Annotated in this window: 22 protein-coding genes; 9 read left to right on the top strand and 13 right to left on the bottom strand. The window is 72.0% G+C overall.

Annotated features, from left to right (window positions below; all coding sequences use genetic code 11):
• On the top strand, positions 1-225 hold the full coding sequence (locus AB8A24_RS22520) for a DUF2277 domain-containing protein (protein WP_030389450.1): 225 nt from the start codon (positions 1-3) through the stop codon (positions 223-225).
• A 12-nt stretch (positions 226-237) separates the two neighbouring features.
• On the opposite strand, the gene AB8A24_RS22515 is transcribed toward AB8A24_RS22520, so the two are convergent.
• From AB8A24_RS22515 to AB8A24_RS22500, 4 genes are all read right to left on the bottom strand, one after another.
• Positions 238-747: a hypothetical protein gene (locus tag AB8A24_RS22515; protein ID WP_369477333.1), complete on the bottom strand. Its 510-nt coding sequence runs from the start codon at positions 745-747 to the stop codon at positions 238-240.
• 174 nt (positions 748-921) lie between these two features.
• Positions 922-1,557, bottom strand: coding sequence for a DedA family protein (locus AB8A24_RS22510; protein ID WP_030757731.1), 636 nt, complete (start codon positions 1,555-1,557; stop codon positions 922-924).
• 250 nt (positions 1,558-1,807) lie between these two features.
• Positions 1,808-3,466 carry an alkaline phosphatase D family protein gene (locus AB8A24_RS22505; protein WP_369477330.1) on the bottom strand — a complete coding sequence of 553 codons (1,659 nt, stop codon included), beginning with the start codon at positions 3,464-3,466 and terminating at the stop codon, positions 1,808-1,810.
• A 94-nt stretch (positions 3,467-3,560) separates the two neighbouring features.
• The gene (locus AB8A24_RS22500; protein WP_328965990.1) at positions 3,561-4,205 is read right to left on the bottom strand and encodes an HNH endonuclease family protein; all 645 of its coding nucleotides are present in this window, start codon (positions 4,203-4,205) and stop codon (positions 3,561-3,563) included.
• A 650-nt stretch (positions 4,206-4,855) separates the two neighbouring features.
• On the opposite strand from AB8A24_RS22500, the gene AB8A24_RS22495 reads away from it, so the two are divergent.
• Together AB8A24_RS22495 and AB8A24_RS22490 are read left to right on the top strand one after the other, a co-directional pair.
• Entirely contained in the window at positions 4,856-5,437 is a 582-nt protein-coding gene (locus AB8A24_RS22495; protein WP_030013166.1) for a TMEM165/GDT1 family protein, read from the top strand.
• A gap of 239 nt (positions 5,438-5,676) precedes the next feature.
• Positions 5,677-6,204, top strand: a complete 528-nt coding sequence (locus AB8A24_RS22490; protein WP_369477382.1) for a DinB family protein — start codon at positions 5,677-5,679, stop codon at positions 6,202-6,204.
• A 279-nt stretch (positions 6,205-6,483) separates the two neighbouring features.
• Here the strand turns inward: AB8A24_RS22490 and AB8A24_RS22485 are convergent, their stop codons facing one another.
• Positions 6,484-7,167, bottom strand: coding sequence for an HAD-IA family hydrolase (locus tag AB8A24_RS22485; protein WP_369477328.1), 684 nt, complete (start codon positions 7,165-7,167; stop codon positions 6,484-6,486).
• 134 nt (positions 7,168-7,301) lie between these two features.
• Positions 7,302-7,475 (bottom strand): peptidoglycan-binding protein, encoded by a 174-nt coding sequence (locus tag AB8A24_RS22480; RefSeq protein WP_158780840.1) that lies wholly within the window; start codon positions 7,473-7,475, stop codon positions 7,302-7,304.
• 55 nt (positions 7,476-7,530) lie between these two features.
• Here AB8A24_RS22480 and AB8A24_RS22475 point away from each other — a divergent pair, with 55 nt between their 5' ends.
• The gene (locus tag AB8A24_RS22475; RefSeq protein ID WP_328963501.1) at positions 7,531-8,028 is read left to right on the top strand and encodes a hypothetical protein; all 498 of its coding nucleotides are present in this window, start codon (positions 7,531-7,533) and stop codon (positions 8,026-8,028) included.
• A 350-nt stretch (positions 8,029-8,378) separates the two neighbouring features.
• Positions 8,379-10,448: a DHA2 family efflux MFS transporter permease subunit gene (locus tag AB8A24_RS22470; RefSeq protein WP_369477325.1), complete on the top strand. Its 2,070-nt coding sequence runs from the start codon at positions 8,379-8,381 to the stop codon at positions 10,446-10,448.
• A gap of 17 nt (positions 10,449-10,465) precedes the next feature.
• On the opposite strand, the gene AB8A24_RS22465 is transcribed toward AB8A24_RS22470, so the two are convergent.
• Positions 10,466-10,978 (bottom strand): GNAT family N-acetyltransferase, encoded by a 513-nt coding sequence (locus AB8A24_RS22465; protein WP_369477323.1) that lies wholly within the window; start codon positions 10,976-10,978, stop codon positions 10,466-10,468.
• Positions 10,979-11,084: 106 nt separating this feature from the next.
• Between AB8A24_RS22465 and AB8A24_RS22460 the strand changes: the two genes are divergently transcribed.
• The gene (locus AB8A24_RS22460; protein ID WP_266357492.1) at positions 11,085-11,480 is read left to right on the top strand and encodes a nuclear transport factor 2 family protein; all 396 of its coding nucleotides are present in this window, start codon (positions 11,085-11,087) and stop codon (positions 11,478-11,480) included.
• A gap of 176 nt (positions 11,481-11,656) precedes the next feature.
• Here AB8A24_RS22460 and AB8A24_RS22455 read toward each other — a convergent pair whose 3' ends face one another.
• Positions 11,657-11,989: an antibiotic biosynthesis monooxygenase gene (locus AB8A24_RS22455; RefSeq protein ID WP_030715302.1), complete on the bottom strand. Its 333-nt coding sequence runs from the start codon at positions 11,987-11,989 to the stop codon at positions 11,657-11,659.
• 169 nt (positions 11,990-12,158) lie between these two features.
• Positions 12,159-12,362 (bottom strand): antitoxin, encoded by a 204-nt coding sequence (locus tag AB8A24_RS22450; protein ID WP_328963504.1) that lies wholly within the window; start codon positions 12,360-12,362, stop codon positions 12,159-12,161.
• 265 nt (positions 12,363-12,627) lie between these two features.
• On the opposite strand from AB8A24_RS22450, the gene AB8A24_RS22445 reads away from it, so the two are divergent.
• On the top strand, positions 12,628-14,691 hold the full coding sequence (locus tag AB8A24_RS22445; RefSeq protein ID WP_369477319.1) for a bifunctional glycosyltransferase 87/phosphatase PAP2 family protein: 2,064 nt from the start codon (positions 12,628-12,630) through the stop codon (positions 14,689-14,691).
• 165 nt (positions 14,692-14,856) lie between these two features.
• Positions 14,857-15,603 carry a hypothetical protein gene (locus AB8A24_RS22440; protein ID WP_328963505.1) on the top strand — a complete coding sequence of 249 codons (747 nt, stop codon included), beginning with the start codon at positions 14,857-14,859 and terminating at the stop codon, positions 15,601-15,603.
• 269 nt (positions 15,604-15,872) lie between these two features.
• Here AB8A24_RS22440 and AB8A24_RS22435 read toward each other — a convergent pair whose 3' ends face one another.
• Complete coding sequence (locus AB8A24_RS22435; RefSeq protein ID WP_369477316.1) at positions 15,873-17,117, bottom strand: cytochrome P450; 1,245 nt, start codon at positions 17,115-17,117, stop codon at positions 15,873-15,875.
• 242 nt (positions 17,118-17,359) lie between these two features.
• Between AB8A24_RS22435 and AB8A24_RS22430 the strand changes: the two genes are divergently transcribed.
• Positions 17,360-18,529, top strand: a complete 1,170-nt coding sequence (locus AB8A24_RS22430; RefSeq protein WP_030390693.1) for a steroid 3-ketoacyl-CoA thiolase — start codon at positions 17,360-17,362, stop codon at positions 18,527-18,529.
• Positions 18,530-18,674: 145 nt separating this feature from the next.
• On the opposite strand, the gene AB8A24_RS22425 is transcribed toward AB8A24_RS22430, so the two are convergent.
• From AB8A24_RS22425 to AB8A24_RS22415, 3 genes are all read right to left on the bottom strand, one after another.
• Entirely contained in the window at positions 18,675-19,130 is a 456-nt protein-coding gene (locus AB8A24_RS22425) for a transglycosylase SLT domain-containing protein (protein ID WP_369477315.1), read from the bottom strand.
• 258 nt (positions 19,131-19,388) lie between these two features.
• Positions 19,389-20,297: an ECF transporter S component gene (locus tag AB8A24_RS22420; RefSeq protein ID WP_369477313.1), complete on the bottom strand. Its 909-nt coding sequence runs from the start codon at positions 20,295-20,297 to the stop codon at positions 19,389-19,391.
• A partial coding sequence (locus AB8A24_RS22415) for an energy-coupling factor ABC transporter ATP-binding protein (protein WP_369477311.1) occupies positions 20,294-21,241 on the bottom strand: 948 nt, incomplete at its 5' end. The genes AB8A24_RS22415 and AB8A24_RS22420, both read right to left, overlap by 4 nt.

Here is a 21,241-nt window from a genome sequence, read left to right as displayed (position 1 = left end):
ATGTGCCGTTCCATTAAGACTCTGCGCCCGCCCGCCATCCCCGAGAAGGCGACCGAGGAAGAGATCCGCGCCGCCGCCCTGCAGTACGTACGGAAGGTGTCCGGGTTCCGGGCGCCCGCCGCGCACAACCGCGAGGTGTTCGAGGCGGCGGTGGACGCCGTCGCCGAAGCCACCGCGGCGCTGCTCGACGGGGTGCACGTACGGGGGCAGGCCGCCCCGGCATGACCCGGGCCAGGCCTACGAGGCTGCGGCGCGGCGGCGCATCACCCACACTCCGGCGCCCAGCGCGCCCGCGGTGAGGGCGCTGCCGAGGGCGATCTGCCCCGGGCTCATCGAACCGATGCTGCCACCCGTCCCACCCCGCGCCGCACCCGTGGTGACCTGCAGCGACAGGGTGACACGCTCGCCGCCGGGGCCACCGCACTCGAAGACGACGCGGTGCGCGCCCGGGGTGGCGTTGTCGTAGACGGTGGCGCTGCCGATGAGGCTGGCGGCCGCCTGGTTGCCCGGGGTCAGTCGGGCCTCGCCGAAGGCGGTCGAGGTGACGCGGGCGACCTGCGTCCCGCATCCCGCGACATTGAGCGCGACCCGGCCGCCCGGGGCGACGGCGGTGGGGGAGACGGTGGCGGAGGGGAAGGCGTACGCGACCGTGGCGGGGGCGGCGGCAGCGGCGATGAGGGTCACGGCCGCGACGGTCATCAGGCGACGTGCTGCTGCGGGCGGTGCGGCGGGCGGTTTGGCGGGCATGGAGAGGACTCCTCGGCTCGTCGAAACGGCGCGGCCGGGCCACGGATGTGACGCGCATTCGGTTGCGCACCGTCCTGTGGACGCTAGGAGCCCAGCCCGGGCGCGGCGATCGGGGCCGGGTGAACGGGTGAGCCACTGCTCCGCCCGGGGGAGGGACCGGGCAGCGGAGCCCGCCTACGCGGCCGTCGCCGCGGCCGGCGGCGGACGGCGGACGAGGAAGGCCGCCAGGGCGCCCGCGGCGAAGAGGGCGACCACCGAGAGGGCGGTGCCGAGCCACTGGGTGCCCAGCCACTGCGTGCCGAAGTACCCGAGGGCCACGCTGTAACCGGCCCAGGCCATACCCGCCAGGACCGACCAGGGCAGGAACTCCGCCACCTTGCGCTGGGTCTTGCCCGCACCCAAGGACACCACCGAGCGCCCCGCCGGGGCGAAGCGGGCGATGACCACCAGGGCGCCGCCACCGCGGGCCAGGGCGGTGCCGAGCCGCTCATGGGCCCGGGTCAGTCGGCGGGAACGGGCGATGGCCCGGTCCAGCCGGGCTCCGCCGCGCCGGCCCAGCCGGAAGGCCGCCATGTCTCCCAGTACCGACGCGGTCGTCGCGATCACGAGCAGGAGCAGGATGTCCGGCACCTGTTCCGGCACCGGCACCGGTACCGGACCCGCCGCCCCGGCGGCCGCCGCGGCCGCCGCCGCGGTGATCACGAGGACCCCGCTCGGGAGCACCGGGAGGAAGACGTCGAGCACGATGGACAGCGCCACGAGGGCGTAGATCCATGGGCTCGCGGTCAGCGATCCCAGCGTCTCAAACAAAGCGGGACTCCCCAGTCCGGTTGACGTGCTGCGACACGAAACGACATGAAGCGACACGAAGCGCCGCGACGTCGCGGGGAGCGGCAGGAGCGGCTTGACAGCCAGACAGCGTACGCCCGGTGCCCGCATCCCGGATGCCCGGGGCGCCCGCCCGGTGCGCGCGCCGGGGACGGACGTCGGCCAAGGACGGACGCCTCCCCAGGGCCCCTCGCCAAGACGACTCCCACACCGCCGGAGCCCGCCGCATCCCCTACTCGGCCGCCGTGAGCTCCCGGTCCAGCACCGTCACCAGCACGGCCCCCTCCCGCTTCTTGCGCGCCTGGTCCAGTCGCAGCCGAGCCGTCCGCCCCGACAGAGCCAGCGTCATCAGCTGGTTCCCGAACCAGGGCCCACCCGTACGCCGCCAGTTCAGCGGCGGCCGCCCCGTACGCCCGTGCAGGGAGAAACCGCGCCCCAGCCACCGCCCCGTCCGGGACCAACCCAGCCGGAAACCCCACTTCACCGCGGTATGGATGGAATTGTGAACCGGCGAGCACGTCAGCTGGAACACCCGCGCCGTACTCGGTATTCGAGGCTCGGCCACATACGCGTGATGCACGTCCCCGGACAACACACACACCGTCGACGGCGCCCGCGGCCCCGTCCCGACCTCCTCGATCAGATCCGTCAGCGCCGCGAACGAGGCCGGGAACGCCGCCCAGTGCTCCAGATCGCTGCGCCGGCGCAGATCCTCCCCGATCCGCGCCCACCGAGGCCCCCGCTCCCCGCGGCACAACGCGGCGTTCCACGTCTCGGCATCGTGGATCAGCGGCGGCATCAGCCAGGGCAGCGAGGACCCGATCAGCAGATGGTCGTAACCACCGTGCCCGGCCAAGGCGTTCTCCCGCAGCCACTCCTGCTCCGCCGGATCGAGCATCGCCCGCCCGTCCTCGGCCAGCACCCGCGCGGCCCGGGTGTCCACCATCAGCAGTCGGGTCCGGCCGAAGTCGCGCCGGTAGCTCCAGCGCACCGTCCCCGGATCGGCATCCGCCGCGGACGCGAAGGCCTGCAATACGTCCGTACCGTCAGGGGTCCGCCGTACCGCCTCGTACACCGCGTCGGCCGCCAGCTCGGCGGGAGAGAGATTGCCCAGGTGCTGGTACACCCAGTACGACATCAGTCCACTGAGGACACGCTCGCGCCACCACGGCGTCGCCCGCATCTCCGCCAGCCACGCCGCGCTCGTGTTCCAGTCGTCGATGACGTCGTGGTCGTCGAATATGTGCAGGCTGGGGACGGTCGACAGCAGCCAGCGGATCTCCGGGTCGAGCCAGGACTCGTAGTAGAGCCGCGTGTACTCCTCGTAGTCCGCGACCTGGGCACCCGGCGGCTCCCGCAGATCCCGCCGGGCCGCGAGCCACGCCCGCGTCTCCCGCGACAGCGCGTCCGCGTACACCTGGTCGCCGAGCAACAGCAGGACGTCCGGGCGAACCGCCTCCGGGTCCGCGGCCAGCCGCGCCGCGAGGGTGTCGAGCGCGTCCGCGCCGTGCGGCCCGTGCCGGCCCGCGGGCGGCGCGGCCTGCCGGCAGGAACCGAAGGTCACGCGCAGCCCGGGCCCGGGCCGGCCGGGCCCCGACACGGCCGGAGCGGTGATCGTGCTCGGCGGGAAACCGCTCTCCGGCAGCGGCCACACCGGCCGGTCATCGAGCAGCACCTCATAGGTCGTGGTCGCGCCCGGGGTCAGGCCGGTCACCGTCACCAGCGCATAGTGGTGACCGGCTATCTGGAAGGTGCGCGCACTACCGCCCGCCCCGTCCGCGCACCGCACCTCGGCCGTGCACGGGCGATCCGCCTCGACCCATATCGTGGCCGACCGCCCCGTGTCCCAGTCGACGTGGCGCAGCAGCGGCCCCAGACGCAGTCCGGCCATGCAACTCCCCCTCCTCCGTAGCCCCTTCGATCACGGTACGACGGGTGGGGGGAGCCACGCCTCCCCCTGGCGGGGGAAAGATCGGCCGGCTTGGTCAGCAGCCGTTCAGGATGTCGACCAGGGCCGTCTTCTCGCCGGAGTCCATGCTCAGGCCGTAGTACTGCTTCACGTTGACCCACATCCGTGCGTACGTACAACGGTAGGCCGTCCGCGAGGGCAGCCACTTGCCGGGGTCGAGGTCGCCCTTGGCCTGGTTGACGTTGTCGGTGACCGCGATGAGCTGCGGGCGGGTGAGGTCGTTGGCGAACTGCTGGCGCTTGCTCGTGGTCCAGGAATTGGCGCCGGAACGCCAGGCCTCGGCGAGCGGGACGACGTGGTCGATGTCGAGGTCGGAGGCGGCGGTCCAGGTGGCGCCGTCGTACTCGGAGTACCAGCTTCCGCTCACCGCGGCGCAGGCGGAGTCCTGGACGACATTGACGCCGTCCCGCTTGAGGACGGTCTCACGGGTGTTGCAGCTGCCGGAGACGGTGCTCCAGTGGGGGAAGAGGTCGCGGCTGTAGCCGCTGGTGGACCCCTCGGTCTTCGGGGTGACCGTCGCCAGGTAGGCGCGGGCGGCCGAGGCGCTGATGGGGGCGGGCGGCGCGGCCTGGGCGGCGGGGGCGTTGAGCAGTCCGGTCAGCGCGGCGAGAGCAGCCGCTGACGCGAGCACGCCAATTCGACGCGCGTAGATGCTGGGTATGAGTGCCATGAGGGGCTCCCTGGGTGCGGGGGGTGTGGCCGTGCGGCCCCGGCGGGGCGTGGCCATCGTGGCGGCGCCGGGTATCGCGGGGATGGGCGCCAGGTGACAGCCTGGCGACATGAGCACGTCACATCAAGTCGCTCAACGCCCCGGATTTAATCGGAAGTTGACATTCCGCAGCCGTGGGAGGGGGAAAGGGGCCGCCGGGCGCGGTTCAGGGCGGTTCCCGGCGCGACACGACGAGGCGGCGCGGGCCAAGGCAGGCCAGGGCGGGCAAGGGCAGGCCAAGGCGGGCAAGGGTGGATCGGGGCAGGTCAGGGCAGGTCTGGGTGGGTCGGGACTGGGCAGGTGCGGGACCAAAGGCCCATCACGGCCGACCGTGGGCGTCGCGTATTCTGTTCGGAGCAGAAGGGGAGTAGCTCTTCGCCGGACCGTCGACATACTGCTGGGTCACCCCAGCCGGCGCCCGGAGGCAGGTCGCGACAGCGGCCGGCCAGCGAGACCTTCGGCCGCAGTGTCCTGTTCAGCGCAGGCGCGTTTCGTACGCGCACGCGCAAGCCAGGGCGCCGCCGAGCCGAAGCGACGCCTGACACACCCCAGGTCTCTCGGTCCCGATGGCGCCCTGCCCGACCGATCGAGGTTTCACCCCCGTGTTCAGCTTCAGCATCACGGCGATCGCCTTCGGCGTCGTCTTCCTTGCCGAACTCCCCGACAAGACGGCCCTCGCCGGCCTGATGCTCGGCACCCGCTACCGCGCCTCCTACGTCTTCGCGGGCGTCGCCGCCGCCTTCGCCGTACACGTCGCGCTCGCCATCGCCGCAGGCAGCGTCCTCACGCTGCTCCCGCACCGGCTCGTCCAGGCCGTCGTCGGCATCCTCTTCCTCCTGGGTGCGGCCATGCTGCTCCTGAAGAAGGACGACGGGGACGAGGAGGTCAAGCCGCCCGCCGACCAGTCCTTCTGGAAGGTCTCCGGGGCGGGCTTCATGCTGATCCTGGTGGCGGAGTTCGGCGACCTGACCCAGATCATGACCGCCAACCTCGCCGCCCGGTACGACGACCCCGTCTCGGTCGGCATCGGCGCCGTACTCGCCCTCTGGGCGGTCGCGGGCATCGGCATCCTGGGCGGGCGCACCCTGATGAAGTACGTGCCGCTGCGGCTGATCACCAAGATCGCCGCTGCCGTGATGGCCGCGCTGGCCGCGTTCTCGCTGTACGAGGCGATCGCGGGCTGAGCCGACGGGCCGCGGCTGGGGCCGAGAAGGCGGATATTTCCTTGCGGGCGGAGAACGTACAGGTCAGGCTCGTGCGCGTGACCCACACCGCTTCCTTCACCGGCCCCTCCGCCCGCCCTTCGGTCCGCCCCTCCATCAGCCCCTTCATCGAGCCCGCGCCTCCGGCGGTGCCGGCACCCGCGCCCGCGCCGGTGACGACGGCTGTGTCCGCCGAGGACCGGCAGTTCGGCTGGTCCAACATGTTCGTCCACCCCGACGAGGACACCCGGACCGACGGCGGATTCCAGGGCGAGCACGCCGTACTCGCCGGGTACCTGCGCGACCAGCGCCTGACGCTGGAACTCAAGTGCGCGGGCCTCGACGCGGAGGCCCTGGCGCGGCGCTCGGTGGAACCGTCCAACCTGTCCCTACTGGGTCTCGTACGCCACCTCGCCGGCGTCGAGCAATACTGGTTCCGGCAGGTCATGGCGGGCCAGGAGATACGTCGGCACTACCGCTCGGAGGAGGACCGCGCGGGGGATTTCACCGGCGCGGTGGCCGACCTGGCGGTGGTCGCGGACGCGTGGGCCACCTGGCGCGCCGAGGTCGCCTTCGCGGAACGACTCGTGGCGGAGGCCCCCGGCCTGGACGTCACGGGCAACGGTGGACACGACGACGAACCGATGGAACTCCGCGAGGTCCTGGTCCACATGATCGAGGAGTACGCCCGCCACAACGGCCACGCGGACTTCCTGCGCGAACGCATCGACGGGCGAGTGGGGCAGTAGAGGCGGGGCCTGGGGGCGGCGGCCTGCGGGCGGCGCCCTGCGGGCGGTGGAAGCCGGGCGGGCGGGGTCGGGTGGTGGGGCGGGGGGTTCGGGGGGCGGGAGCCACTCGATCCGACCCGGAGGGACGACGGGACTGACGGGAAACCCCCATACGCAGCTCTGATGCCGCCCGAGCAGCTCCCGCTCCCCGAAGCACCGCCCCGTTTCACGGCGCCGCCCGGTCGGCTCCCGAGCCCCCGCCCCCGGCTTCCGCCTCGCCGTCGTAGGTGCCGTTCGGGGTCAGGCCGCCGGGTGGAGCGTGATGGTGATCGAGCCGTCCGGGGTGGTCGTGACCTGGAGTGCCGTCAGGTCCGGGACGTGGGCCGTCGGGGCGTGGGCGGCTGCGCGGGGGCCTACGCCGATCACGCGCATGCCCGCTGCCCGGCCCGCGGTGATGCCCGCGGCCGAGTCCTCGAAGACGATGCAGTCGGCCGGGTCCACGCCCAGTGCGGCGGCGCCCATGAGGAAGCCCTCGGGGTCGGGCTTGCTGGCCTTGACGGACTCGGCCGTGACCCGTATCTCGGGCATGGGCAGAGCGGCGGCGGTCATCCGGGCCGCGGCGAGGGCGGTGTCGGCGGAGGTGACCAGGGCGTGCGGCAGACCGTCGAGCGCCGCCATGAACTCCGGGGCGCCCGCGACCGGGACCACGCCGTCGGTGTCGGCCGTTTCGCGGGCCAGCATCACCGCGTTCTCGGCGTGGTTGAGCTCCATGGGGCGGTCCGGCAGCAGTACCGCCATGGTGGCGTAGCCCTGGCGGCCGTGGACCACCTTCATGGCCGCCTGCGGGTCCAGCCCGTGGGAGACCGCCCATTCGCGCCAGCAGCGTTCGACCACCGCGTCGGAGTTGACGATCGTGCCGTCCATGTCCAGGAGCAGGGCCTTGGCGGTGAGGGCGACGGGTGCGGTGGTGGTGCTGGCCGGCATCGGCGGGGCTCCAGACGGGGCGGGAAAGAGAACAAGTGGTTCCGTCCACCGGTCAGGGAATGAGGACGGAACCACTTTGTTCCTTCACGATACAAAACAAAGGGCGGTCCGCGCCACCAGCGGACATGTGACGCTTATCCCTCCAGGGCCTTGCGGGTCACCGGCCCGTAGAAGCCCCACTCCTGATCGTCGATGCCTCTGTCGTACTGGAACTCCGACACGGCATCCTCCACCCGCCAGTCGAACCGGCCGTTGATCCGGCCCCGGTACAGGCCCTGCGCCGCCAGCAGCCGCTGGAGCTTCTCCACCTCCGCACCCGAGTCCCCGTGGCGCAGGGTCGGGGCCTGCGCGGGTGGCGGGGCGGTGGAGCGGCTCGCGCTCGGCGACGGGCTGGGGGACGGGGGCGCCGAGGTGCGGGACGCGCTCGGCGACGGGGACGCCGACTTCGAGGCGCTCGGCGACGGGGAGGCCGAGCGGGACGGGCTGCCCTTGGTCGGGGACGCGCTCGCGGAGGGCGCGGCCGGGGCGGCGCTCGTCACGGGCGCCGAGGCCTTCGCCTCCACCAGCGTGGTGTCGCTCTCGGCGGAACTCGGGAGCGCCCACACCGCCACCGCCGTCCCACTGAGGGCGACCGCCGCCGCGGCGCCGATCAGCAGCGCGAGCGGCTTTCGGGAGGCCGGGCCGGTTCGCTTCTCCGGGCCCCCGCCCCCGCCCCCACCCCCTCCCGTTTGGCTGCCGTACGTGTGCTCCGCTGCCGGGATCGCCCGGAGCTGGACCGTCTCGGCCCGGTTGCCCGCGTACGCGGGCCCGGCGGGCTCCGCAGGCCACGGCCCGTCCTGCGGCGGCACGGGTATCCCGTAGGCCGGGGTGTCGTCCTGAGCCGGCGCAGGCGCCGGCACGGGCGCCGGGTGCGGGTCCGGGGTCACCACGCCGGACACCGGCTGAGGGGGCACGGGCGTGTCCGGCTCGCCAGGGTCGGGCAACGTCACGTACGGGCGGATGCGCAGGGGGTTGAAACCCACACCCGGCACGCACCCGCAGCCTGCGCCGGCGGCGCCGCATTCTGGACAGTGCTGACGGCTCACTGGACTCCCTCCCTGGCTATTGCCTGCGATTATGCAGACCCGCAGGAGCCCTCCCAACCGCCCGAGAGGCCATAACCGGACACACCGCTCAGGATGGAGATGTTGATCCGGCCTGAGGAGGTATCGATGGCTCAGGATGTGACCGCGAAGGGCCCGGGCCCCGTTCCCGACCCGGACAAGACCGGCCCCGCCACCGAGCACGCCTCCCGCGAGGTACTCGTCTCCATCGGAGCACTGCTGCTGGGCCTGCTGATCGCCGCGCTCGACCAGACCATCGTCTCCACCGCCCTGCCGACCATCGTCAGCGACCTCGGCGGCATGGCGCACCTGTCCTGGGTCGTCACCGCCTACATGCTCGCCTCCACCGCCGCCACCCCCCTGTGGGGCAAGCTCGGCGACCAGTACGGACGCAAGAAGCTCTTCCAGTACGCCATCGTCCTCTTCCTCATCGGGTCGGCACTGTGCGGGATCGCCCAGGACATGCCCCAGCTCATCGGCTTCCGCGCCCTGCAGGGCCTGGGTGGCGGAGGGCTGATCGTCCTGTCGATGGCGATCGTCGGCGACATCGTCCCGCCGCGCGAACGAGGCAAGTACCAGGGCCTCTTCGGTGGAGTCTTCGGTGCGACCAGCGTGCTGGGCCCACTGTTGGGCGGCCTGTTCGTGGACAACCTGTCGTGGCGCTGGGTCTTCTACATCAACCTCCCCATCGGTCTCGTCGCGCTCGTCGTGATCGCCGCCGTCCTGCACATCCCGGCGCGCTCCTCGAAGCACACCATCGACTACCTCGGCACCTTCCTCATCGCCTGCGTCGCCACCTGTCTCGTGCTCATCGCCTCCCTCGGCGGTACCTGGGGCTGGGGCTCGGCCCGGATCATCGGCGTCGCCGTCCTCGGCGCCGTCCTGCTCGCGGCCTTCCTCCTCGTGGAGCGCAAGGCCCCCGAACCCGTCCTGCCGCTCGGTCTGTTCCGCATCCGCACCTTCACCCTCTGTTCGGCGATCAGCTTCGTCGTCGGCTTCGCGATGTTCGGCGCGATGGTCTACCTGCCGACCTTCCTCCAGGTCGTCCAGGGCGTCTCACCGACCATGTCGGGCGTCCACATGCTGCCGATGGTGATCGGCATGCTGATCACCTCCACCGTCTCCGGTCAGATCGTCAGCCGGACCGGGCGCTGGAAGGTCTTCCCGATCTTGGGCACGGCGGTGACCGCGCTCGGCCTGCTCCTCCTGCACCAATTGCACCGCACCAGCTCCACCTGGGAGATGAGCGTCTACTTCTTCGTCTTCGGTGCCGGACTCGGCCTGGTCATGCAGGTGCTCGTCCTGGTGGTGCAGAACGCGGTCAGCTACGCCGACCTCGGTGTCGCCACCTCCGGTGCCACCTTCTTCCGCTCCATCGGCGCCTCCTTCGGCGTCGCCATCTTCGGTACGGTCTTCACCCATCAGCTCGACGACAAGCTGGCCGCCTCCCTCGCGGGCGTCACGCTGCCGGCCGGTGCGAGCGTCGCGCAGCTGGAGGCGGACCCGCGGGCCATCGCCGAGCTTCCCGCCGATATCCAACCCCGGGTGCTCGACGCCTACGCCACCGCCATCACCGACGTGTTCCTCTACGCGGTGCCGATCGTGCTGATCGCCTTCGTGATCGCCTGGTTCCTGAAGGAGGACAAGCTCCGCGGCTCGGTCACCGCCCCCGATGTGACGGAGACCCTGGCCTCCAACCCCGTCCAACGCTCCTCCCACGACGAGGTCGCCCGTGCGCTGTCGGTCCTCGGAACCCGTGAGGGCCGCCGGCACGTCTACGAGAAGATCACCGAGAAGGCGGGCTACGACCTGCTGCCCGCCTCCAGCTGGCTGCTGCTGCGGATCAAGAGGTACGGCTCCGTGGAGCCCGCGATGCTCGCCGAGCGCACCAATGTGCCGCTGAAGGTCGTCACGGACGCCGCGCGCCAGATCGAGGAGCGTGGGCTCGCCGTCCGGGACGGGCTGCCGTTGGTCCTGACGGACCAGGGGCGCGTGAGCGCCGCGAAGCTGGCCGAGGCCCGGGAGGAGTCGCTCGCCGAGCTGCTCGGCGACTGGTGGGGCCCGGACCGGCCGACCGACCTGGTGAAGCTGGTGAAGCAGATCAACACGGAGTTGTGCGGGTCCGACGCCGAGGAGCCCTACGACGCCTTGCCGCGGCGCGACCACGCCGCCCCCTAGCCGCCCCCTGGCCGCCCCTAGGTCAGGCGCTTCTCGAACCAGTGCTGTGCGTACGGGCCGGAGCTGTAGGCCGGTATTTCCGCATACCCGTGCCGCGCGTACAACGCCCGGGCCTCGACGAGGTCCGACCGGGTGTCCAGGCGGACCCGGTCGGCGCCGAGCGCTCGGGCCTCCGCTTCGAGGACCTTCAGCAGAGCCGCCCCGCCGCCGGTGCCGCGGGCGCGCCGGTCGACGTACACCCTGGTGAGCTCGGCGGTCAGGGGGTCGAGCAGCCGGATCCCGCCGCACGCCAGGGGCTCGCCGTCGAGTCTGCCGACGACGAACTGCCCCGTCGGCGGGACGAGCCCGTCGTCCGGGAAGTCCAGCAGCCCTTGGTCGATCTCGGTCTCGGTGACCTGCCGTTTCCAGTACCGGCCGGCGACCTCGGCGTAGTACGCGCGGCGCAGGGCGGTGGCGTCCCCGGTGGTGAACGGTTCGGGGATCACGGTCCACGACAGGGTGGGGGTGTGGTGTTCGCTGTGAGTGGTCATGGCGTCATTGTGGAGCTCGCGGGGGAGGTCCCGCGTGGAATATCCACAAGGCCGGGCTGATGATAGGAAAAAGGACTTCCCTGCGTACCCGGAGGGTGGGAACGCCATGTCAGAGCATCCCGACTGTGCCCTGGTCCGCCGCGGCTACGAGGCCTTCGGCAAAGGCGACATGGAGACGATGAGCACGTTGCTGACGGCCGATGTCATCCACCACGTGCCGGGCAGCAACCCGTTGTCCGGGCACCACAAGGGGCGGGAGAACGTCCTGGACCTCTTCCGTCGCCTCGGCACGGAGACGGACGGCACCTTCCAGGTGGATCTGGAATCGGTGTTGGCGGACGGGCGCGGGCACGTGATGAGTTTCCACACGGTGCGCGCCGACCGCGGTGACCGCGGCATCGAGATCCGCCAGGGGCTCTTCTTCACGATCATCGGCAACAAGATCACCGATATCGACCAGTGCACCGCGGACATCGACGAGGAAGACGTCTTCTGGAGCTGACCTGTCCGACGTCCGACCTTCCTGGAATCCGATGCGTCCGGGTCCGGCCCTCGTGCGTCAGGCCTTCGTGCGTCAGGCCTTCGTGCGTCCGGCCCTCGTGGGGCCGCCGCGCGACGGGCCCGAGTCGGGGCCCGGCCCGGGTGTCGGGCCGGGCCCCGACCCGGGCCCGAATCGCGTCAGGCCTGCTTCGGCGCCGCCTGCTGCACGACCTCGAACGACCACACCGTGGACGCGGAAGCCGCCGGCTTCGGCCGCTCGCCGCCACCCTCACCGCCGCCCTGGTGGGCGGCCTTCATCGGGCCCTCCATCCACGCCTGGAAGTCCTCCTCCGAACGCCAGCGCGTGTAGACCAGGTACTGGTCCGTGCCCTCCACCGGGCGCAGCAGCTCGAACCACTCGAAGCCGTCCGAGCTCTCCACCGCCCCGGCCCGGGAGGCGAAGCGCTTCTCCAGGATCTCCCGCTGCTCGGCGGGAACCGTCAGTGCGTTGATCTTTACGACGCTGGGCACAGGACACCTCTCATGGAACACAGGCCGGGCGGTATGCCCGGCCTCGACGACATGCGTGCAGTTTCCTACATCCGCCCGCACATCCGCCCGCACATCCGCCCGCAGGGACCGCACCGTGGTGCGGTCCCTGCGCCGTGGTCCTTGCGCCCTACCGGTCCGGAAGCCCGATTCAGGGCTGCGGCGGACGGGTCTGCCCGGGCGTGGGCGGCTCCTTGCCGATCTGCTCGTTGAGCTTCTGCTGTGCCGTGTCGACCTGGCTCTGGTACTTGTTCTGAGTCTTCGCGTCGAAGGCGTCTCCGGCCTTCTCGACGCCTTGACGGGCCTGGTCAGGGTGTCCCTTCATGAGGTCCTTGAGCTTGTCGAGCATGGACATGAGCCGTCCTCTCCACGGAATGTCTGTCCACCTCAGCTTCGCCACGAAGTCCGGTGTCCGCACCTGGAGAGCCCGTCGGTCCCCGGCTCCACCCCGGGGCCCGGGTCGAGGAGCGGGCTCTGCAGGTCGGCGGGCCCGTCGGTCCGCGCGATGCCCGTGAGAGCCGTCCAACGCATCCCGTGGGGGATATCGTCGTGCGGGTAATGGAGCGCGGCAGCCAGGCGAAGTCAGGGTTGCGGTCAACATGGCGGGAGGCCGGCGAGGCGTGGCTAACGCGGCAGAGCACAGCGGTGCGAACGGACATGCCGGAGTCATAAGCGATCACGGCAGGCTCGGGGCGGCCCGGCTCCTCCTGTGGGCGCTGGCCGGTGCTCTCGCCGTCAGACAGGCCGCCGCAGTGCTACGGATGCCACCGGGCGAGTGGCTGAGCGGCTTCCACCTCCCCGGCAGCCTGCCCGGATCGGTCTACGACACCGGCCGGTTCTCCGACACCCCCTTCGCCGGGCTCGTCCTCAAGCCGCTGGTCGGCCTCGCCGCCCCGTCGCTGGAGATCGCCTGGACCTGCGTGACGCTGCTGTGCGTCGCCGCCATCGGACTCGTCGCCGCCCGCGGCCTGCCCGACCCGGTGCCGCGGCGCACCGCGCTGCTCGCCGCGCCCGTCCTCACGGCGCTGATGATGGTCTCGCTGCCCGTCCGCGAGGCCGCCTCGCCCGGCCGGACCGCCGTCCTGCCCGTGCTGTTGGTGCTGCTCGCCGTGTTCCGTGTGCCCGGCGACCGGCCCGCCGGTTTCCTCGTCGGCCTCGCCGCCGCGCTCCAGCCCGCACTGCTGCTGTTCGCCCCGCTGCTGTGGCTGACCGGACGCCGCCCCACCGCGCGCACCGCCGCCGTGACCTTCGCCGGAGCCACCGCGCTGTCCTGGGCGGCCATGCCGCGCGACTCGTGGACGTACTGGGTCGAGCACCTGGCCGGTACCGGCCTCGGCGGCGCCCCCGACGGCCTCGTCAACCAGTCCGTGCACGGCGCGCTGCTGCGCCTCGGCCTGACCGGGCCCGCCGAGATCCTGCTCTACGGCGCCCTCGCGGCCGCCATCGTCTGGATCGGCCTGCGCCGCGCGGTCCGCTACGCCCGCGACGGCCAGTTGCTGCTCGCCGTCGCCGTCACCGGCTGCGTGGCCGTCGCCGTGTCCCCGACCGGCTGGCGCCACCAGCTGCTCTGGGTGCTGCTCGCCGTTGCCGGCAAGGTGGGCAAGCGGGCCGCCGACCGGAGCGTGTGGCCGGTGGCCGTGGTCCTCGCCATGACCCTGCCGAGCACGATGCTGCTGCCGAACCTGGCCGCGCTGGCCCCCGTACGCGACAACGTGCCGCTGCTCACCGCCGTGGCCGCGGCCTGCGCGGTACCGTTCCTGCAGCGCTCGTCGGCGTACTGGCGCGAGCCCGTACCCACCGACTACGGGCAGCCCGCGGCGGCCCGCTGGGCGCGGGTGCCGCTGCTGCCGTTCTGGCGGCGCGTGCTGTCCCGCCCGAACCTCCTGCTGGAACTCCTGCTGATACGGGTCGGCTACTCGCTCTACTCGCACATCCGGGCCGCCGCGCCCACCAGCCGCAGCCTCGCCGAGGGCAACGGCAGCCAGATCCACGGCATCGAGAAGGCGCTCGGCATCGACATCGAGCACGCCGTGAACCACGCCGTGGTGAACACGCCCTGGCTGGAGGCGTTCTTCAACTTCTACTACACCTCCTTCCACTTCGTCGTCCCGCTGACGATCCTGGCGGTCCTGTACTGGCGGCGCCCCGGCGACTACCGCTGGGCCCGAGCCTCCCTGGGCCTGGCCACCGTCCTGGCGCTCGTCGGTTTCTGGCTCTACCCGCTCGCGCCGCCGCGCCTGATGCCGGGCCTCGGCTTCATCGACACCGTGCACGGGCCGCAGGACCTGGCCAACCCCTCGTACGGGGCCATGACCGCGATCTCCAACCAGTACGCGGCGATGCCCTCGCTGCACTTCGGCTGGTCGCTGTGGTGCGGGATCGTGATCGTGGTGCTGGCTCCGAAGGGCTGGCAGAAGCTGCTCGGGGCGCTGCACCCGCTGATCACGGTGTGCGCGATCGTGGCCACCGCCAACCACTGGGTCCTGGACGCCGTGGGCGGGGCCGCGGTCGTGTCCGCCGGCTTCGGGCTCGTGTACGTGTTGTCCGGGCCGCGGGGGCTGCAGCTGGACCTGCCGGGGCAGCGGCAGGGCGCCGGGGCGGAGTCGAGCGAGGACGAGTCGAGCGAGGGGGAGCCGAGCGAGGGGGAGAGGAAGCTGCGGGCCGGGGCGCGGGCCTCCTCGTAGCGGCGCGCCGGGGCCGGTCGCGGTCCCGTCCCGGTCCGTTTCCGCCGGGCGCGGCGGCCGGGCCGGTGCCAGCATCGGGTCATGACTGCGAAGCCGATGCGGCCGCCGGGGGGCGCGTACGGTGCCGGACCCGACGGGCGTGCCCGGACGCGGGCGGGCTGAGACGTGGGCGACTGGTACCAGCGTCAGATCGTCGAGCCGGGCAAGCAGCCGCTGCTCTGCCTGCTGCTGGGCTTCCTCGGCGCGTTCCTCTTCATCCGGATCAGCGTGCGGTTGATCCGGGCGCAGGTCTCCTGGTGGCCGAAGAACGTCACGCCGGGCGGGCTGCACATCCACCACGTGGTGTTCGGCGTGGTCCTGATGATCGTGGGTGGGTTGGGGCTGGCCTCCCCGACCGGGAACAGGTCTCCGTGGGCCGAGATCGACGCGGCGGTGTTCGGCATCGGGACGGCGCTGGTGCTCGACGAGTTCGCGCTGATCCTGCACCTGAAGGACGTGTACTGGTCCGAGGAGGGGCGGCTCTCCGTGGACGCGGTGGTGGTCGGGGCCGCGGCGTGCGGGCTGCTGTTGCTGGGGGCGTCGCCCTTCGGCGTCGACGACGCCGCGGAGAGCGGAGCGAAGGCCTCAGGCTGGACGTACGTGGTGGTGGTCGCGGTGAACGCGGGCTTCGCGCTGGTGACGCTGGCCAAGGGGAAGGTGTTCACGGGGCTGCTGGGGATCCTCGTACCGGTCTTCGCGCTGGTGGGGGCGGTGCGGCTGGCCCGGCCGGGGTCGCCGTGGGCGCGGGCGCGGTATCCCGCCGGGGGGCGGAAGGAGCGGCGGGCGCGGGTGCGGGAGGAGAGGGAGGGGTGGCAGCGGCGGGTGCGGGTGCGGGTGTACGACGCGGTTGCGGGGCGGCCGTCCCAGCCGTAGCCCTGGCCGGGCCGTTTGCGTTTCCGTAGCCCTGGCCGGGTCGGGGGAGGCCGAAGGGGCGCCGGGGTATACGCTGCCCCGGCGCCCCTTCGGCTGGATCGCCGCTGCTTGCCAGGATCACTCCGTTCGGGCCGGGCCGCCACTCGAACGGGTGCGGCGCCGTTGCCGGGGGCGCCGCCCCGGACCCCGCGCCTCAAACGCCGGCGAGGCTGGAAGAGCGGGGGTTCGCCCCGGGCCGGCATGGGCGGCTCGGGGCTGGGGTCCGGCGGTCAGGGGTGGGTGACGCGGAGTTCCTTGATGCCGTTGAGCCAGGCCGCGCGGAGGCGGCGCGGGGGAGCGTCCGTGAGGTGGAGGTTCGGGAGGGTGTCGGCCAGGGCGTTGAAGATCAGGTCGATCTCCATCACGGCGAGGGACTTGCCGAGGCAGAAGTGCGGCCCGCCGCCGCCGAAGCCCAGGTGGGGGTTGGGGTCGCGGGTGATGTCGAAGACGTCCGGGTTCGTGAAGACCTCGGGGTCGTGGTTGGCGGAGGAGTAGAACATCCCCACCCGGTCGCCCGCCTTGATCTTCGCGCCGCCCAGTTCGGTGTCCTGCGTAGCGGTGCGCTGGAAGGACACCACCGGGGTGGCCCAGCGCACGATCTCCTCGGCGGCGGTCGACGGCCGGGTCGCCTTGTAGAGCTCCCACTGCTCGGGGTGGGTGAGGAAGGCGTGCATGCCGTGGCTGATGGCGTTGCGCGTGGTCTCGTTGCCCGCGACCGCCAGCAGCAGGACGAAGAAGCCGAACTCGTCGGAGCCGAGGTTGCCCTGGCCCTCGGCCGCCACCAGCTGGGTGACGATGTCCTTGGCCGGGCATTCCTTGCGCTGGGCGGAGAGGTTCATCGCGTAACCGATGAGCTCCATGGCCGCGTTGGAGCCGACCTCCTCGGTGATCGCGTACTCCGGGTCGTCGTAGGCGATCATCTTGTTCGACCAGTCGAAGATCTTCGCGCGGTCCTTCTGCGGTACGCCGATCAGTTCGGCGATGGCCTGCAGCGGGAGCTCGCACGCCACCTGCGTCACGAAGTCGAAGCTGCCGTCATCGGCCGCGGCCGACGCCTCCTCGACGATCTTCCGGGCGCGGTCGCGCAGGGCCTGCTCCAGGCCGCGGATGGCTCGCGGGGTGAAGCCGCGCTGCACGATCTGGCGTACGCGCGTGTGTTCCGGCGGATCCATGTTCAGCATGATCAGGCGCTGGGCATCTATCGCATCACGCGGAATGTGCTCGTTGAAGCGGATGATCGCGGTGTTGGTCGTCGAGGAGAACAGTTCCGGGTGCGTGGAGACGTACTTGACGTCCGCGTGCCGGGTCACGGCCCAGTAGCCCTCGTCGTCGAAGCCGGTGACGCCCCGCCGCTGCGGGCACCACCACACGGGTGCGGTCTGCCGCAGCTGCGCGAACTCCGGGAAGGGGACGCGGCTTTGGAGCAGGTCTGGGTCGGTGGCGTCGAAGCCTTCGGGCAGTGCGGGGCAGGACATCGGGCAACTCCAAAGTCTGACGGACCATCAGAAGTTGGCTTGAAGGTAGTAACGAGTTCCAGAAGTGACAAGGGCCGTGGCGCCAACTGTTGCGTGTGGAATCCGTGCAGGGCGCGTGCAAGACCCTTGCGTGCCGGGGCCTCAGGTCATAAGACTGCGGGGAGAACTAGAACGCGTACTAGTTCGGGGCGGGGCGCCGGGACGGCCCGCCGTGCTGACGCAGTGCAGGAGAGGACGAGCTCATGGCCGCGGAACCCGTCATTGTCGAAGCCGTACGCACCCCCATCGGTAAGCGCGGGGGCGCTCTCGCCAACCTCCATCCCGCCTACCTGCTCGGTGAGACCTACCGCGAACTGCTGGCCCGTACCGGAATCCAGCCCGACTGCGTGGAACAGATCGTCGGCGGCACCGTGACGCACGCCGGCGAGCAGTCGATGAACCCCGCCCGCAACGCCTGGCTCGCCATGGGGCTCCCGTACGAGACCGCCGCGACGACCGTGGACTGTCAGTGCGGCAGCTCGCAGCAGGCCAACCACATGGTCGCCAACATGATCTCCGGCGGGGTCATGGACATCGGCATCGCCTGCGGCGTCGAGGCCATGAGCCGTGTGCCGCTCGGCTCCGGATCCAAGCACGGCCCCGGGAAGCCCTTCCCGGACGAGTGGAACGTCGACCTCCCCAACCAGTTCGAGGCCGCCGAGCGGATCGCCCGCCACCGGGGCCTGTCCCGCGAGGACGTCGACCGGCTCGGACTCCTCTCCCAGGAGCGGGCCGCGGCCGCATGGGCCGAGGAGCGGTTCAAGCGCGAGACCTTCGCCGTGCAGGTCCCGACGACCGAGGAGGAGCAGGCCGCCGGGCAGGGCATGTGGCGCCTGGTCGACCGGGACGAGGGCCTGCGCGACACCAGCATGGAGGCGCTGGCCCGGCTCAAGCCGGTCATGCCCACCGCCGTGCACACCGCCGGGAACTCCTCGCAGATATCCGACGGCGCCGCCGCGGTGATGTGGGCCTCGCGCAAGATGGCCCGCGCCCTCAAGCTCAAGCCGCGCGCCCGGATCGTCGCCCAGACCCTCGTCGGCGCCGACCCCCACTACCACCTGGACGGGCCCATCGACGCGACGCGGGCCGTGCTCGGCAAGGCCGGGATGTCACTGCGGGACATCGACCTCGTCGAGATCAACGAGGCCTTCGCCTCCGTGGTCCTGTCCTGGGCGCAGGTCTTCGACCAGGACCTGGAGAAGGTCAACGTCAACGGCGGAGGGATCGCGCTCGGCCACCCCGTCGGCGCCACCGGCGCCCGGCTGATCACCACCGCGCTGCACGAGCTGGAGCGCCGCGACAAGGAGTTCGCGCTGATCACCATGTGCGCGGGAGGCGCGCTGGCGACCGGCACGATCATCCAGCGCCTGTGAGGCGCCACTGAGACCCGTGGGATGGGATGCGGAAGGCCCCGGGGGCCGGACCTGGGGAGGCCGGCCACCGGGGCCTTCGTATGTCTGCTGCGCCGTGCCGCTGCCGAGCGTGTGCGTGCGTCTGCGCGCGTCTGCTGGTGGTGGCTCAGTACCAGTGGTTGGCGGACCAGAAGTTCCAGGCGCCGACCGGGCTGCCGTAGCGGTCGTTCATGTAGTCCAGGCCCCACTTGATCTGGGTGGCGGGGTTGGTCTTCCAGTCCGCGCCGGCGGAGGCCATCTTCGACGCCGGCAGGGCCTGGGCCAGGCCGTACGCGCCGGAGGAGGCGTTCGTCGCGGTGTGGTCCCAGCCGCTCTCGTGCGAGATGATCTTGTCGAAGGCGGCGAACTGGGCCGGGTCCTTGATCATCTGCTGCGCGATCGCCTTGGCGCTCGTCGGGGCCGCCTGGGCGGGAACCGTGGCGAGCATGGAACCGGCGACACCCAGGGCGACGACGGTGCCCGCGAGGGCCTTCTTGGAAGCGGCGATGCGGCGGATGACGGTGTTGGACACGGATTGACCTTTCGACGGGGACAAGGGCGGTCGCACGCATGCCGAAGACATGCGTGAGCCACTCACGCAAAGGAGAGGGGTTCGTCGGCGGCGGATGAAGTACCTGAAGTACCCCTGCCGCCTTGCGACTCATCCAGTTCTACCGACGTCCCGACGACCTGGCAAAGGTCGCTCCTACTAGCGCTCCTCGCAGCAAGGGGCCTGCCGTGCGCGCCGCACCCCCGCAGCGGACCGGGCCGGGGGCCTACTAGCCGCCCTCGTATGTGACCTGGGCCCTATGGGGCGGGTCACCGGGGGAGGGCCCGAATGTCACCCTCCGCTGCCGTTCGTACCCCTTTCGAGGGCGGGTTCGGGCTCCGTTCCGGTCCCTGGATCGAAGGAGACGGCGGCGTCGAAGGCGGCTCTACGGGTCGCCCGGCGCAGAGCCTTCAGTAGGGTCGCCCCGAGCGTGAGGGTCAGTACGACCGTCAGCACGGCCCGGCCCAGGTCCCAGCCCACCGAGGTCGCCAGGCAGTACGCGGCGAACCGTGCCAGGTTCGCGGTCACCGGCTCCCCCGGATGGAAGGAGATGCCCTGCCCCATGCCCTGCAGCAGCACCCAGCCCTGCAGATTCATGATCGTGCCGTACGCGAACGCGCCCGCGAAGCCGTACGCCGCCAGCATCAGCAGCTCCGCCCGGCCCCGGATCCGCTCCGGGCCCGGCAGCAACCCGGCCCCCAGCGCGAACCAGCCCATCGCCAGCATCTGGAACGGCATCCACGGCCCGACCCCGCCCGTCAGCAGGGCGGAGGCGAACATCGTCACCGAGCCCAGGACGAAGCCGAAGCCGGGGCCGAGGACGCGCCCGCTGAGCACCAGCAGGAAGAACATCGGCTCCAGCCCGGCCGTACCCGCGCCCAGCGGTCTCAGCGCCGCCCCGACGGCGGCGAGCACACCGAGCATCGCCACCGCCTTCGCGTCCATGCCGTTGTCGGCGATGGTCGCGACGACCACCGCCACCAGCAGCGGGAGGAGCGCGGCGAAGAGCCAGGGGGCGTCCTGCGAGTGGGCGAGGCCCGACTGGCGGTCGGCGAGCAGCGGCCAGCCGAAGGCGGCGATGCCGATGAGGGTGACGAGGACCAGGGCGACGGCGGCACGGGGGCCGATGCGTACGGGGCGGGCGGGGCGTACGGGGCGTACGGGGCGTACGGGGCCGGCGGGGCGGGCGGGCCTGTTCACCGAGCCTCCGCCGCGTCGAGGGCCTCGGCGACCTGGCGCACGGTGAGCCAGGGGTCCGGGGCCAGGACCTTCGCGACCTGCGGCGCGAAGGCGGGCGAGGAGACGACGACCTCGGCGGTCGGACCGTCCGCGACGACCTCCCCGCCGGCCAGGATCACGACGCGGTGGGCCAGCTCGGCGGCCAGCTCCACGTCATGGGTGGCCAGGACGATGGCGTGGCCGTCGGCGGCCAGCCCGCGCAGGATCTCGATCAGGCGGACCTTGGCGGCGTAGTCCAGGCCACGGGTGGGCTCGTCGAGGAGCAGCAGGGCGGGGCGACCGGTGAGGACCAGCGCCAGGGCGAGGGCCAGACGCTGGCCCTCGGAGAGATCACGCGGGTGGACGTCGTCGGGGACGTCCGGAAGCAGCGCTGAGACGAGGTCCCGGCAGGTGCCGGGGAGCGCGCCGGCGTCGGAGTCGGCGGCGGCGCACTCGGCGGCGACCGTGTCGGCGTAGAGGAGGTCGCGGGGTTCCTGCGGGACGAGGCCGACGCGGCGCACCATCTCGGGTGGTGCCGTGCGGTGGGGGGTGCGGCCGCCGACGGTCACCTCGCCGGTGGTGGGGGCGACCGTACCGACGAGGGTGGACAGGAGGGTGGACTTGCCGGCGCCGTTGCGGCCCATGAGGGCGATGGTCTCGCCGGGGGCCACGGTGAGGGTGATGCCGTGCAGGGCCTGGACGCGGCCGCGGCGGACGCTGAGGTCGCGGACCTCGGCCGGGGCCGAGCCGGGGGCCGTGCCGGGGGCGGGGCTCGGCTTGGCGCGGCGGAGCAGGCGTGCGAGCAGCCCGGGGGCTCCGGCGACGGGGGCTCCGCCCCCGGACCCCCGCGCCTCAAACGCCGGCGGGGCTGAAAGATCGGGGCTCCGCCCCACGCCCCGCGCCTCAAACGCCGGCGAGGCTGGATT

Origin of the sequence: Streptomyces sp. BF23-19, from assembly GCF_041106355.1 — a bacterium.
GTDB lineage: Bacteria > Actinomycetota > Actinomycetes > Streptomycetales > Streptomycetaceae > Streptomyces > Streptomyces virginiae_A.
Note: the sequence above shows the minus strand (reverse complement) of the source record. Positions and strands in the feature narration are given on the sequence as shown.